Origin of the sequence: Pseudanabaena minima str. Chao 2107, from assembly GCF_051131155.1 — a bacterium.
In the GTDB taxonomy this organism is placed as follows: Bacteria; Cyanobacteriota; Cyanobacteriia; order Pseudanabaenales; family Pseudanabaenaceae; genus Pseudanabaena; species Pseudanabaena minima.
Genome location: NZ_CP159508.1, coordinates 414,102 through 429,131, shown reverse-complemented (window position 1 = coordinate 429,131; position 15,030 = coordinate 414,102). Strand labels below are relative to the sequence as shown.

Here is a 15,030-nt window from a genome sequence, read left to right as displayed (position 1 = left end):
CTTTTTTGAATTAAAATCCAAAATCAGTAGTTCTCATTTTGAAAACGATTTTGTTGTTTCCATCACCAACGGCTGGAAACAACAAAATCGTTTTTAAAAGCACGCCATTGTCGTGCTTTTAAAAAAATGATTTTTATAATGAGAATTGCTAATCCAAAACAAAGTTGGCGAGATAATCTCGCCAACTTTGTTTTGGATTTTAGTAGCCCAATTTGTTTAGTTTGCCAATTTTAAAGCTTTAAAGCCATGCTTTTATTACAATTCAGTACTTCTCACTATTGCCGTAAAGCTAGGCTGGCTCTTGGCTATAAGCAAATTACCTATCAAGTTGAAAATCTCACTCCTGCCTTACATATTTTACGAGTTAAACCTCTTTCAGGCTCACATACTGTGCCTGTACTATTGCCTCAACAAAAAAACTGTCCTGCCGTAGTTGCTGACTCCACCGAAATTATTCGGTTTCTGGAAACCTATCAACCTGACCCACCACTGTATTTGGAAGATAGTTTGCAACAAAAGGAAGCCTTGCGCTTGGAAGATTATTTTGATGAATTTATTGGTACAGCGGCTCGGTTTGTTTACTATCAGTTTCGAGCTAATGAGGGCAAACAGATTGATCCTTCTTGGATGAGTCAAATTGTGATTGCAACTGTCCGATCGCAGTATGGCATTAATGCTAATTCCGCGAAGATTGCTGCTCAAAAAATTGCCGATGCGATCGCCATGCTCAGCGAATTTTGGCAAGATGGCTATTTGGTAGGCGATTGCTTTAGTGTTGCCGACTTGACTGCGGCAGCTTTATTGTCGCCATTAGGTTTAATTCCTGCTTATCGGCAAAGTTATCCTTGGCTGTTTGAGCGCATTACCGAAATTCATCAGTTTTGTAATGAACCATTACCCAAAAATTGGCAAGCTGGACTGGGTGGTTTCCCAAGTTAAGACATTGCTCAAGATAGCAAGAGCGTTACTTTACACTGCCCCTAAAACCCTGATCACAAAAGTGGGGCTTTTTAAGGTCGTTACTTTTTGGGTTTTGATCTTAAACATTTTCGGTGTTAACTGATTGATGTTAACTTAGAGAATATTTACAGCAATTACTGATCAAACAAACCACAAGAGATTTTTGGAAAGTGTTGCAAAGCAACACTTTCCAAAAATCTCTTGATTTGGGTTTGATTGCCAAACGTTGTAAAAAGTCTAAAAGCTGAATTGTTCCAATACTTCAGAGTCCAACAAGCAGTTTTCAAATAGGTTAATCAAAGGCGATTAGTGCGGGTAGTTTTATGGCTGTCAATGTTAGCGAATCTTTGTTTGAGCAGATTCTCGAATACCTTCGAGCAAGGACTGAAGCGAGCGATCGCGTTGCGGAAAACTTGCTCAAAGCACTTGAAAGTCTGATATCTAGCAGCACTACAAGTTCTGTTGCTAAGTCAAATAGCGATCGCGACAATGATCTAGAACTACAGTTTGGACAAAAACTATTTGATGCATGGAAAGAGCTAGCTGACTTGCAAGTGGGCGAAAACTATTGGAGTTATCCAGTCATGTTTGAAGACCTTGCTGAAGTAATGGAAATATCTGTTGATCGCTTTGTGCAGTATTTATCAAATGTTCAGATTGGGAGCTTGCAGCTTATCCAAGGTCGTGGCTACAACTATCAAGTAAATGGACAGCAAGCTGCTTCCTTGACTTTTCATTCTGCCCCAACTCTCAAAAAAGCAGCGATTCCTAATGTTAGTGATAAAAAACAAGGTGCAGATCATAAATCGCTAAGCAAAACTTTTAAAGTAGGTGACCTTGTGGTTGTAAATGCTAATCGTCAACAGTATGCCAATCATAAAGGTGTGGTTGAGCAAGTAATTAGTGTTAGCTGTCGTGTCAAATTAGACAATGGCTGGACAGCATTTTTACCTAATCATTGCTTAGACCACATCACTTAAAGTAGAAAAGGGGCGCTAAGCGCCCCTTTTCTACTTTAAGTGATAGTTTCAGTGCTTAGCGCTGCAACTATCACTTAATTTTCAGGCTATAGACATAACATCAAAAGCATTGAGAATATGACGACCTTTGAAGAAGCGATCGCTCAGTTTAATAGTGGTGATTATTATGCTTGTCATGACACCTTAGAGGCAATTTGGAATGATGCTTGGCAAAGCGATCGGGCTTTTTATCAGGGCATTCTGCAAATTGCCGTTGGACTATATCATCTCAAAAATCAAAACTGGCATGGTGCGGCAATTCTCTTAGGTGAAGGGACAAGTCGATTACCGTCCTACCTTCCTGATTATCAATCCATTGATGTGGAAACTTTATTGGAAGATAGTTTGCTGATCTTGCGAACAGTGCAAGTAGGTGGAAAAGAAGGTATAGAGAATCTTTTGAGAAGCCTTGAAAATGGAGATTTAAAAACCCCGAAGATCTATATGATCTAAGGGTTTTGAGATTTAATCAAGAACCAAGTTTTTGTGGCGTAGCGAAACCAAGTCTCAAAAACTTAGTTCCTGATTTTACTACGCATCCCCAATCATGTTAAATGATAGAAGCAGCACGAAGCATTGCTTCTATCATCTAGGTTTATTCATGACTTGGGAACTCTCTGATCTACTAAGGGTGATCGCCACCACTATTGTGATTGGTATTCATGCTTCTCATCACTGGTGGTTTGGGGTAAAGGATGTAACTACTATCACTCCTGAAATCTTTATTGATACAATCATTAATCAAGTAGGTCGCTTTACCGTACCGTTATTTGTGATTTTGTCAGGTTTTGCCCTAGCTAAATCGGAAGATAATCGCCCATTTAATCTAAAAATATTTATCCAACGCCGCCTCTGGCGGATTGTACCGCCCTATTTTCTATTTACTTTGCTCAACATCGTTGGGCGATCGCAGTTTCTTACAGCAGATTGGCTAGAGAGAGGAAAACAGTTTTGGCAAGCCATCTCTACGGGCATGGGTGACTATCACCTCTATTTCCTCGGAATTATCTTCCAATGCTATATAGTTTATCCATTACTACGGCGATTTAACTTTTCTTTGCAAAGACTGATTGGATTAGTTCTCATTACTTTTGCTCTGGTGAGTTTACGATGGGGATCGGCGATCTTTGGATGGCTGCCAAATATGACAAATTTTTTGCCTAATGGCGATCATGTAATCTATTGGCTATCCTACTTTCAAATAGGAATTTGGTTAGCTAAAGATCACGGTTGGACTAGTCTATTTGTGACAAATTGGCGATCGCATTCATGGGGATATTTATTTGCGATCGTTGCAACTATCGAATTAAGCGAATTCTATTGGACAGCCATACTTAAGAACTCGGCTGAAGCCGTCGGTCACTATACTCGTCCAACTGTGCTTTTCTTGACTTTCTCTTTCTTACTATGGTCGATTTCTTGGCAAAATCCCAAAATCAAAAGAGAGAGCCAAAATTTTTTACCACCTCTCACTTTTGGAGTTTGGCAAGCAATTCAACCACAGATTAAGACATTCTCTAAGGCAAGTTTTACTACTTATCTAGTCCATGTCTGGGTGCTACGCGCGATTGCCCCTCTAGAAATTGTGGGAGGAATTCTATTTGTTCCGTTGGCAGCAAGTTTATCTTGGCTGGCAGGGCTAATCCTATGGCAAATTTTACAGCGTAAAGCATTGAAGTAAAGCCAAATATTTTATTCTAAACAAATGAAGGCAGTGCAGAGTAACGCCTTCATTTGCTTAGGTTTGATGTCCTAACAAGATTTGTTATAATTGCGCTGATTGGTAGGAAAGTAGGTAACTCAAAATGGTTCAAAGTTTAGCTAAGACTGAATTGGTATCTTTTGCAGAATTTGCCCAATGGAAGCCAGAGAATAGACTTTATGAATTACATAATGGAGTAATTATTGAAATGCCCCAGCCTCTAGGAAAGCACGAAGAAGTTAAAGGCTTTTTGTGTACAGAGTTGGTATTTGCATATAGGCGATTAAATCTACCTTACTTTTTACCTAGTCAAGCGTTTGTTAAAGTAAATGATGCAGAATCGGCTTATTTGCCAGACATTTTAATCTTGAAGCAGTCTAATTTAATAAATGAGCCATTGTGGGAGAAACAATCTACAGTAACTCAGGGAGCCTCCATTATCATTGCGATCGAGGTGGTAAGCACAAATTGGCGGGTTGATTATTTGACTAAGGTGAAAGATTATGAAGAGATTGGGATTCCCGAATATTGGACTGTAGATTATTTAGGAATTGGTGGGCGAAGATTTATTGGTAATCCCAAACAGCCAACAATTTTGGTGCATGAATTGATTGAAGACGAGTATCAGGTAACAGCATTTAAAGGGGATGAACGGGTGATCTCGCCCAGTTTTCCAGAATTGAATTTGACGGCTAATCAGATTTTTCAAGCGGGGATTGTAGCGTAGTTTTTTACTTAAACGTATTTCAAGTTTGTTTTGCGATCGCCAAATCTAATCCACGCTCAAAAATCTCATCGATCGCTAGCATCTCACCTTCAGTAGTCATAAACTTATGATCCTTAGTAGCTCTGATGCGATCGCCATTTTCTAACTCATATTCAAATACTTCTTGATTACCGCGATCGTGCCATTGGGCAATGGGTTGGGTATAGACAAAGCCATTCTCATCAACGCTATAAACTTGACATTCAATTTGATGCTCTACGATTTTACCGATGGGCATCAAACCATATTCGACAGTTCGCACTAGAGTATCGTAACTGAGGCAATACTCCGCAAAGATAACCATCTGATCGAATAGATCATTAGAAATCTCTGATCTAATTCCATTCTTAGCACAGCCATCAAGGAAAATAGAACGCTGCTTTTCCATTTCTTCAGGCTTCTTCTTCCCCATCGCCCGACGCAATAAATCCGCAGCACCAAGAGAATATCCTGCTAAATCCTGAGCCATTTTCATGATCTGCTCTTGATAGCAATTATGGGTAACAATTCCATTTGCCAAGAAATAGGGAGAGGTTTGGTCTACCATTTCAATGTCGAAACATTCGCTAGTTCCCCAGTCTTCAACTGCTACAACAAATACGGGACGAACATCCTGCAAGTATGTTTCGGCATAGATCTTTTGATAAATTTCTGTCCAGCCTTCGATTTTGGTTGCATATTGTGATCGGACAGGTTTAAACATTACACCTGCTTGAAGGGAACGTTTAGCTGTCTTACGACTCTCGCGATCTGTTCTAGCAATCGCATCTTCTAATTCTTCCTGCATTCGTAAAGATGGAACAGGAATAAAGTTATATTTTTTCTCACCAGTAAGTTTTACTGGCAATCTTGGCTCACCAATTAGCTGATAAAACCGAGCAATATCTGTAATCATTACATGGGTTGAATGCAGAGAGTAAGAGATTTTTAGACTGCTTAGCAATTGCCCTACTTGCTTAAGAAGTTGAGTAGAAATACTCCGAAAATAAGGATTATGAGTGTAGGAGCCATCGCTATCCCATAGACCTCGCAAAACATCAATGCGATCGCTTTCTTGATAATCAACTATATCTAAAGGTAAATGTTTATCTTTAGAATTAACCTTCCAACCTCTATCACCATAAATTTTATCCATAAAAATAGTTAGAGGTGTCGGCTTTGGTTGTGTATTAAACTTCGCATAGGCATACCAACAACGGGTATGGAAATAATGTTTTGGCTCACCACCCCACGTTGCAACTATGAGATTAGCTAGCCAAATAGCTGTTTCCTCACTTGAACAAGCGATATTAGGTGAACTAGAAGTTAAGTGACCATCACCAATTAACATACCTAGCAAATAAGCTTCGTTGGAGTCCAGACATTTATGATTTTTAGAGATTTGCCAAGTTTCATAAATGATTGAACCATTCACATGAGCATTTTTGATATTTCCTAAAGGTTTTAACTCATAGGCGAACTGATCGCCCTGTGGCGTGAGAAAACGATGTTCTGGCGTACAGTAAATCTCTGTACCAGTTGATAGCGTGATTTTGACAATAGATTTAATGCCACTTTGCCATTGCTTTGCGACCTTTGCTGACCATACGCGCTTACCATCAGAAGAGAGAATTACATCACCCTTACGAATATTCTCAATTGGTGTACTTGTGCCATCAGGTTTCGCAATTAAAGTTCCCTTGGCTAAGCATAATACTCCATAGGTATTGTTTAGAATTGGTTCTAAGGTGTGGTGCTGATACTCGATCGCTTCTCTGCCATGTTTACGATTAATGAACTTTGGAATTAGTCCTGCATCCAAAGGACCTGGACGATAGAGGGCAAGAATCGAAGAAATATCTTCAATATTAGAAGGCTTGAGATCTTTGACAATCTGCTTCATTCCCGATGATTCTAATTGGAAGATACCCTCTAGATCACCTTTTTCCAAAAGCTTATAGGTTTTTTGATTTTCCTCAGTGGACATGTCGGGAGCGATCGCATCAATATGGAAATTTGGATCTTGATTGTTGCGAATTAGCTTACTCGTATGCTCGATAGTCGTAAGATTTCGCAATCCTAAGAAGTCCATTTTCAACAAACCAAGGGATTCTAAATCCTCCATCGTGTATTGCGTTACTACCTGACCTTCATTACTGCGCTGTAATGGCACAACTTCATCCAATGGGAAAGGCGAAATCACTACTCCCGCCGCATGAACACCTGAACTTTTGTTCACCCCCTCAATTCGCATCGCCATATCCAGCCATTCAAATACTTTCGCATCTTGCTTATAGCGATCTCGAAATTCAGGAGCAGGCGACTCCTCAGAAATCATTACCTTTAATTTAGCTGGCTTACCACGGGAAACGGGAATCATCTTCGCCATTTTGTCAGCTTCGCTGTAGGACACATCTAGCACTCGTCCCACGTCTTTGAGAACTGCTTTAGAGGTTAAACGGTTAAATGTGACAATTTGAGCAACTCTTTCCTGTCCATAGCGTTGAGTTACATAATCAATCAATTCACTACGGTGATCGATACAGAAATCGGTATCAATATCAGGCATCGACTTCCGCTCAGGATTGAGAAATCTTTCAAAGAGAAGTCCATGATGAATGGGATCAATATTCGTAATTCCTAAAGAATAGGCGACCAAAGACCCTGCGGCACTACCTCGCCCAGGACCGACAGGAATCTGCTTATCTCTGGCATATTTGATGTAATCCCAAACCACCAAAAAGTAAGTAGAGAAGCCCATCTGCATAATGATGCCTAATTCAAAACGCAAGCGCTCTTGATATTCCTGTGAAATCTCGGCATGGGTCTTTGCATTAAATCTTTGTAGTAAGCCTTGCCATGTCACTTCTTCAAAATAAGTATCCGCAGTATGCCCTTCAGGAATAGGATAATCAGCAGCACGGGGATCGCGCATGAGGTCGTAGGGCTTAACTTTCGCGGCTGCTTCAAGGGTATTTGCAAGAGCTTCTTCGATCACATCATCTTCCAAATGATCCCGAAATAGTTGCTTCATCTCATCGTAGGATTTGAGATATTCCATGCCACTATAACGGAGCCGCTTCTCATCGGAGATTAATTTTCCCGTTTGAATACAGAGCAATGCGTCATGGGCTTCTACATCCAAGCAAGAGGTAAAGTGAGAGTCATTGGTGGCAATCACTTTAATATCAAATTCCTTAGCAATTTTGCAGATTTCTACATTCACAATCCGATCTTCAGGATATCCATGATCCTGAATTTCTAAATAATAATCATTCCCGAAATGTTCTTTATACCAAGCTACGACTTCTCTCGCTAAAGTGGGATCGCCTTTGAGAATTGCCTGTGGAACTTCTCCCGCTAAACATCCCGAAGTGAGCATCAATCCTTCTTTATATTGCAATAAATAATCTTTACTAATACATGGACGCGCAAAAATCCCTTTGCCTTGAAAGCCTTGCAAATGAGAAATGGAAGTCAGTTTAACGAGATTACGATAGCCCTGTGTATCTTTGGCGAGGACGCATTGGTGATATTTCTTCTTTTTTTCTTGTTTGGTAATGTCGCCATTGAGGACATACATTTCATTACCAATGATCGGCTTGATTCCTTTAGATTTGCAGACCTTGATCAGCTCGATCGCGCCATACATGACTCCATGATCAGTTAAAGCGATCGCAGGCATTCCCAGTTCAACGGCGCGATTGACCATATCAGGAATCTGACTTGCCCCATCGAGCAAACTATATTCAGTATGAACGTGCAGCCCAACAAATCCAGTCATAGCGATCTACAAAATCAAATTCAGACAGTCAGATTAACATGATCCATAATAAATTTTTTAAAAGCGCTGCTTCGGCACACTTTTAAAAAATTTATTGGTTCGGATTTGAACTTCTAATAGTTCTGCAATTTAATCAAGAAACTGCTTTTTGATGTCGTGGTGAAGCTACGACATCAAAAAGCAAGAACTGATTTTGCGGTACAGATCTAAGTTCTAGACAGATGTTGCTGAAGCAAACTCTTGTTTTTGCTCATTAAGTTGTTCAAGAATTGGAGAACTTTCTAACTCAGAACCATTATCAAGACGCTGTTTTTGCAAATCTAAAGCCGCTTTAATTAAGCCTTGGAAAAGTGGATGGGGACTACTTGGGCGAGATTGAAACTCAGGATGGAATTGCGTGGCAATAAAGTATGGATGACTAGGAAGCTCGATCGCTTCGACCAAACGCCCATCGGGAGAAGTACCGCTAATCACATAACCCGACTCAAGAAAGAGAGATCGATAGGCATTATTAAACTCGTAACGATGGCGATGACGTTCATAAATTACTGACTCTTTATAGAGATCACCAACTAGAGTGTTCGGTGCAAGACGACAGGCGTAGAGACCTAAACGCATTGTGCCACCGAGATTAACCACATCTTGCTGTTCGGGTAGGAGGTGAATGACAGGATTTTTGGATTCTGGATCAAACTCGGCACTATTGGCATCGCCTAATTGCCCAACATTTCTTGCCCAATCAATCACCGCACATTGCATTCCTAAACATAATCCTAAAAATGGAATCCGATGATCGCGGGCATACTTCACAGCGGCAACTTTCCCATCAACGCCACGATGACCAAATCCACCTGGAACAACGATCGCATGGACATCTTTGAGGAATTTCTCTGCGCCATAGGCTTCGATATCTTCTGAATTGATCCAGCGTAAGTTGACATTGCTGTTAACAGCGATTGCACCATGTTTAAGGGCTTCGATCACCGAGAGATAGGCATCGGTTAAGCGTACATACTTACCCACGATCGCCACTTCTACTTGATGCTCAGAGCGGTAGAGACGCTCGACAAGGGTTTGCCAACTGCGGAGATCGGGTTGACGTTGTTGCATACCGAGGAGTCGCAATACTTGCTCAGCTAAACCTTCACGCTCCATCGCTAGCGGCACTTCATAGATGCTCTTCACATCTTGCCCTGTCATTACGCACTCTGGCAGCACGTTACAAAACTCAGAGACTTTATCCTTGATGTTTTGAGGCAAAGGGCGATCGCTACGACAAACTAAAATATCAGGTTGAATCCCCACGGATTGCAATTCCTTAACTGAGTGCTGCGTGGGCTTGGTTTTCATCTCCCCTGCGGAAGCAATCCAAGGCATGAGGGTAACGTGCATATACACCACATTTTGCCGACCCACATCCTTACGAAACTGACGAATTGCTTCGATAAATGGTAAAGATTCAATATCACCAACCGTACCGCCAATTTCGACAATCACGAGATCGGGATTACCGTTATTCGCTACACGATGAATGCGTTCTTTAATTTCATTGGTGATATGCGGGATCACTTGAACAGTGCCGCCTTGATAGTCACCACGCCGTTCTTTATTGATGACACCTTGATAGATAGCACCTGTGGTGACATTACTCAGCTTTGACATGGAAGTATCAGTAAAGCGCTCGTAATGTCCCAAATCGAGATCGGTCTCTGCGCCATCTTCGGTAACAAAAACTTCCCCATGTTGAAAAGGACTCATCGTACCAGGGTCTACATTGATATAGGGATCAAGTTTGAGAATTGCGATCGAATAGTCCCTAGATTTAAGTAATCGTCCCAAACTTGCGGCAACGATGCCCTTCCCGATACTAGAGACAACACCGCCAGTCACAAAGATATACTTAGCCATAAAATTTCGTTATAGGGTGCAATGGTTCTTGCTTCATCAACCATGCTCAACACAGTGATTATATAGCAAGGCTTAAGTTAGCAAAACCAAAAAGAGTAATGGCGGCGCTTAGAGCCGCCATTACTCTTTTATCCCCAAATACTGCCCAATGGTTGAAGTCAGGATTTAGTTTTGACCATACACTAGAGTTAAGACTTGCATTAGACCTAGAGAAGTAATGAAGTGCTGCACAAAAGTGCGTCACTTCATTACCGAAACTATCGATTTTGCAAAGTTTAAAGTCAGATACATCAGGAAATTTTAAGGATGGATACTTGGGAAAGCTTTCGGATGGCAGGCAAAACCCTTGCGGCTAATCGTTTGCGTAGTACATTGACGATGCTCGGTATCATTATCGGGAATGCCTCCGTAATTTTGATGGTGGGGATTGGTCAAGGAGCGCAAAAGTACGCCGCAGAGCAGTTTCAAGCCCTTGGTACGGATGTAATCTTTGTGATCACAGGTACTGACAATGCACGGCGAAATGTAATCGCTCCGCCCAATCGCCTTGTGCTAGCTGATGCCGACGCGATCGCCACCCAAGTCCCCACCGTTCGCAGTGTTGCACCACAGATTAATGGCTCTGAATTAGCGATCGCTGGCAACAATACTAAACGCGCCACATTAATCGGCACAACACCAAGCTACGCGGTCGTTCGCAATGCGGAAGTTAGTTCAGGAAGATTTTTTAATGAGGAAGATATTAAGCGAAATGCAAGGGTAATCACGATTGGAGCAGCGATCGCCAAGGAGTTATTTCCACAGGGATCGGCTATCGGTCAGACAGTGCGAATCCGAGGCACTAGCTATGAAGTAGTCGGTATCATGTCAGAAAAAGGCGCGTTTCTGGGTACAAACCAAGATGACACAATTTTTCTGCCAATTACGACGATGACTAGCCAACTTACGGGCAAAACTTCGCCCTATGGTGTGGCTGTCGCCGTAATCAATGTGTCTGCGACTAGCAATGACAATGTAGACGCAGCCCAATTCCAAATTTCTAACCTATTGCGATTGCGCCACCGCACTTCCGATGTGAATGCTGACGATACATTTACAGTGCGTACCCAACAGGATGCGCTAGAAATAGTCGGTAATATTACAGGCGCACTGACGATCATGCTGGCGGCGATCGCAGGGATTTCGCTGCTAGTTGGTGGCATTGGCATTATGAATATCATGCTGGTGTCAGTCACCGAGCGCACCAGCGAAATCGGACTCCGCAAAGCGATCGGCGCTTCACCGAGCGATATTCTCACCCAGTTCACGATCGAGGCAGTGATTTTGTCCTTACTAGGAGGAGCGATCGGTACAGGTATTGGTGTTGGTGGTATTTTATTTATCGCCGCAGTTTCACCGTTGAAAGCGGGTGTATCCATTGGGGCAATTTGTCTAGCCGTTGGTGTCTCAGGTGGAATTGGTTTGTTCTTTGGCATCTTCCCCGCCCGACAAGCATCCAGACTCGATCCTATTGTGGCTTTGAGAAGTATTTAGCAAAAGTATAAGAGGCAGCGCTTCGCGCTGCCTCTCATTAGAAAATAAATTTATGATTACTACCAACGCGATCGCGATAACTTCAGAAATATTTGACTCTAGAAAAGAGATTGTCCGCTTGAATAATGTCTGTAAATTTTATGGACAGGGCGATACGCTAGTGAAGGCGCTAGATGATGTGAGTTTTGTGATTAAAGAAGGAGAATATTGCGCGATTATGGGGGCTTCTGGGTCTGGCAAATCCACTTGCATGAATATCATTGGCTGTCTAGATAGCAGCACATCAGGGCAATATTTTCTAGATGAACAAGATGTCTCGCACATGCAGGAAGCAGATCTGGCTAAAGTTCGCAATCTCAAAATTGGCTTTATCTTTCAGCAATATCATCTCTTGCCACAACTTACGGCGATCGAGAATGTAATGTTACCGATGGCTTATGCAGATATTCGTCCTAAAGAACAAAAAGAACGAGCTGCGGCGGCTCTTGAACGGGTTGCTATGGGACATCGTTTAAATAATCGCCCTAACCAAATGTCAGGTGGACAGCAGCAAAGGGTAGCGATCGCGAGGGCGATCGTGAATAATCCTGTGATGTTGCTAGCCGATGAACCTACAGGGGCGCTAGATTCGCATACTACTCAGGAAGTGATGGAACTATTTGGTGAATTGAATGCGAGTGGTATTACGGTGGTGATGGTCACCCATGAAGCCGATGTTGCTCGAAATTCGCGACGGATTATTTGGTTTCGTGATGGACAAATCATTCATGACCATCTATCCCCATCAGATTTAAATCATGTCATTTAATAGAAAGGCGGCGCAAAGCGCCGCCTTTCTATTAATGCAAAGCGCGAGCATTATTCTCGATCGCGATCGCCTCAATCTCATCGGCAGGTTTAAATCCAAAAATTTGGGAATAGAAATAGAACTCACCATCAAGGGCACGTTTGAGATTTTCGGCTTTACGGAAGCCATGTTGTTCACCTTCAAAGGGAACGTAGGCAACGGGCAAACCTTTTTTAAGTAAAGCGTCCACCATCATTTCTGCTTGGTTCGGCGGTACGACCTTATCTTCTAAACCTTGGAAAAAGGCGATCGCACAGGATAGCTTATCGGTGAAATGAATTGGCGATCGCTGAACATAGAGTTCTTTTTGTTCGGGATATTTCCCAATCAAGCTATCGAGATAACGCGACTCAAACTTGTGGGTATCTGTAGCAAGAGCTTCGAGATCGCAGATTCCATAATGACTTGCACCTGCCTTGAAATCATCACGAAACGTCAAAGCGCAAAGGGTCGTGTAGCCGCCAGCACTGCCTCCTGAAATCGCTAAGCGATCGCCATCCACTAAACCTTGATTGGCAAGAAATTTCGCACCATTGGCGCAGTCATCAACATCGACAATACCCCAATTGCCTTTGAGGCGATCGCGATATTCGCGTCCATAGCCAGTGCTGCCGCCGTAGTTGACATCTAGCACCGCAAAGCCGCGACTTGTCCAATATTGAATGCCAAGACTCAAGCTTCCCGAAGTTGAAGTTGTGGGACCACCATGACTTTTGACGAGCAAGGGTGGTTTTTCAGACTCATCTGCTTGGAAATCCTTATTTTTAGGAGGATAAAATAATCCATAGGCTGTTTTCCCATTCTCTGTGGGAAATTCTATAGACTGAGCGGCAGAAATATAGTCTGGGTCGAGTTGCAAATCAGAAGCAACACGGATTTTTTGCCAAGTTCCCGTTGATAAATCTAGTAACACAATCGCCGTTGGTTCCGTTGCCGAACCACCATGAAACACGGCGCGATCGCCTTCGCAATGTAATCCTGAAATTGAAGTAAAGGGAGTAGAAATTTCTTGTAAACCTGTTCCCAAATTAGCAGGATCGAGAATTGCTAAATGGGATTTGCCATGCTCTGTATAGGAGCAGAGGATTTTGCCATCACCTGTAAAGTCATAGGTAGTCATACCAAATACCCACTGAGGTAAACCAAATTCGGCGGATTTGGGACAGAGCGATTCAATAGCAGTAGCTTCTACGGAAGTACGATAAAGATTCCACCAACCTGTGCGATCGCTTACAAAGTAGAGCTTGCCATCGGGCGACCATTCTGGCTGAAATATTGACTCGTCAGCACCACCTGCGACTAGTTGTGGATTTTGAATCATGAGAACGCCAGTTTCTGATTCCACCAGATCGGCTACCCAGAGTTCGGTTCCATCCCAAGGCATATTTGGATGATTCCAGCTAATCCATGCTAGCTTATCACCAGTGGCATTCAACCGTGGCGAAGCATAAAAATCTGCACCTGTAACCAATACCTGAACATCTTCACCATTGCTAGTATTTACAGCCACTAAGGTGTTAATCGGTTCGCCTTCGCCTGTATGATCTTCGCGCACACAGATCAATTTGCCATAAATACGATTCCAAACAAAATCGGCATAACGATAAGCACTTTCAGGTGTTAATGGTTTGCATGAACTACCGCCGATTTTGCGATAAATGCGGCGATCGCTAAAGTTAGAGAAATAAATGCGTCCATCTTCTACTAGATATTCGCCGCCACCGTACTCATGGACTAGCGATCGCACATTGAGAGAGGCAGGTGTCATCTCACGATAATTGCCATCTATGTCATAGCGCATGATTACATTTCTGCCCCCTTCTGTTGGTCTGCCCTCATTCCAATAGACATTACCTCCATCAATGGCGATCGCGCCGAGGCGAATACTACTAGAAACGATTAAATCAGAACTAATTGGTGATTTCCAAGAACCGTAAGGGGCAGCAGACATAAGTTTAGGGTAAGGATGCGAACTATCTATGGGGATGATTATATAGTGGAAAACGCATCCGCAGGGTGTGTTTTCCGCCTATGTAGGAAGTTGGACAAGTGGTGTCGTTAGTAGCGCTTTGTATGTTGTGGACTAGCCAATCTTGGATTTCTTGCTTAAGGGTTTGATAGCGATCGCCATTTAGGGTTTTCTGTAATTTCCGAAAGCTTTGAGCGCTTTGTTGGTGCAAGTGTTTGATAACCTGATCGAATTTAGATTTTTCAGCCTTCGATAATAAAGGCTGATAGCGGTCTATCAAAGCTGCTTGTAAAACATCAAGATCTCTCGTCTCTCCCAAACTTCTAGCAATTTTGCCAATCGATGAATTATTAACTTCTTTGGGTAGGGCGATCGCATTGTCAAATACATTAATCGCTGTTCGTAATCGCCGCATTCCAATTCGCATTTGATGCAACGATTCAATCTCTTGATCTCGAAGCACAGATTTTTCTTGATCTATAACTCTATAGAAATTTTGATGAATCACTTGATGAGCATAATCACCAAACGAGATCGAGAGATTTAGCTGGTGAGCTTTCATA

At 42.3% G+C, this 15,030-nt stretch carries 11 protein-coding genes; 7 read left to right on the top strand and 4 right to left on the bottom strand.

Going from position 1 to position 15,030, the window contains the following annotated elements; genetic code table 11:
- Positions 1 to 246: 246 nt before the first annotated feature.
- The 5 genes from ABM313_RS01990 to ABM313_RS01970 all read left to right on the top strand — a co-directional run bounded on the left by ABM313_RS01990 (position 247) and on the right by ABM313_RS01970 (position 4,408).
- Positions 247 to 939 carry a glutathione S-transferase family protein gene (locus ABM313_RS01990; protein WP_434686031.1) on the top strand — a complete coding sequence of 231 codons (693 nt, stop codon included), beginning with the start codon at positions 247 to 249 and terminating at the stop codon, positions 937 to 939.
- A 344-nt stretch (positions 940 to 1,283) separates the two neighbouring features.
- Positions 1,284 to 1,940, top strand: coding sequence for a hypothetical protein (locus ABM313_RS01985; protein WP_434686030.1), 657 nt, complete (start codon positions 1,284 to 1,286; stop codon positions 1,938 to 1,940).
- A 117-nt stretch (positions 1,941 to 2,057) separates the two neighbouring features.
- Positions 2,058 to 2,432, top strand: coding sequence for a DUF309 domain-containing protein (locus tag ABM313_RS01980; RefSeq protein ID WP_434686029.1), 375 nt, complete (start codon positions 2,058 to 2,060; stop codon positions 2,430 to 2,432).
- A 148-nt stretch (positions 2,433 to 2,580) separates the two neighbouring features.
- On the top strand, positions 2,581 to 3,660 hold the full coding sequence (locus tag ABM313_RS01975) for an acyltransferase (protein ID WP_434686028.1): 1,080 nt from the start codon (positions 2,581 to 2,583) through the stop codon (positions 3,658 to 3,660).
- 124 nt (positions 3,661 to 3,784) lie between these two features.
- Positions 3,785 to 4,408 (top strand): Uma2 family endonuclease, encoded by a 624-nt coding sequence (locus ABM313_RS01970; protein WP_434686027.1) that lies wholly within the window; start codon positions 3,785 to 3,787, stop codon positions 4,406 to 4,408.
- Positions 4,409 to 4,427: 19 nt separating this feature from the next.
- Here the strand turns inward: ABM313_RS01970 and dnaE are convergent, their stop codons facing one another.
- Positions 4,428 to 8,210, bottom strand: coding sequence for a DNA polymerase III subunit alpha (dnaE, locus tag ABM313_RS01965; RefSeq protein ID WP_434686026.1), 3,783 nt, complete (start codon positions 8,208 to 8,210; stop codon positions 4,428 to 4,430).
- Between the two features lie 213 nt (positions 8,211 to 8,423).
- Positions 8,424 to 10,118, bottom strand: coding sequence for a CTP synthase (locus tag ABM313_RS01960; RefSeq protein WP_434686024.1), 1,695 nt, complete (start codon positions 10,116 to 10,118; stop codon positions 8,424 to 8,426).
- A 306-nt stretch (positions 10,119 to 10,424) separates the two neighbouring features.
- Here ABM313_RS01960 and ABM313_RS01955 point away from each other — a divergent pair, with 306 nt between their 5' ends.
- Positions 10,425 to 11,651 (top strand): ABC transporter permease, encoded by a 1,227-nt coding sequence (locus ABM313_RS01955; RefSeq protein ID WP_434686022.1) that lies wholly within the window; start codon positions 10,425 to 10,427, stop codon positions 11,649 to 11,651.
- Between the two features lie 52 nt (positions 11,652 to 11,703).
- A complete protein-coding gene (locus tag ABM313_RS01950; RefSeq protein WP_434686021.1) occupies positions 11,704 to 12,459 on the top strand; it encodes an ABC transporter ATP-binding protein in 756 nt (251 codons plus the stop codon).
- A gap of 31 nt (positions 12,460 to 12,490) precedes the next feature.
- Here the strand turns inward: ABM313_RS01950 and ABM313_RS01945 are convergent, their stop codons facing one another.
- Both ABM313_RS01945 and ABM313_RS01940 read right to left on the bottom strand, forming a co-directional pair.
- A complete protein-coding gene (locus ABM313_RS01945) occupies positions 12,491 to 14,449 on the bottom strand; it encodes a S9 family peptidase (RefSeq protein WP_434686020.1) in 1,959 nt (652 codons plus the stop codon).
- A 22-nt stretch (positions 14,450 to 14,471) separates the two neighbouring features.
- Positions 14,472 to 15,029, bottom strand: a complete 558-nt coding sequence (locus tag ABM313_RS01940) for a CHAD domain-containing protein (protein WP_434686019.1) — start codon at positions 15,027 to 15,029, stop codon at positions 14,472 to 14,474.
- Between the last annotated feature and the right edge of the window lies 1 nt (position 15,030).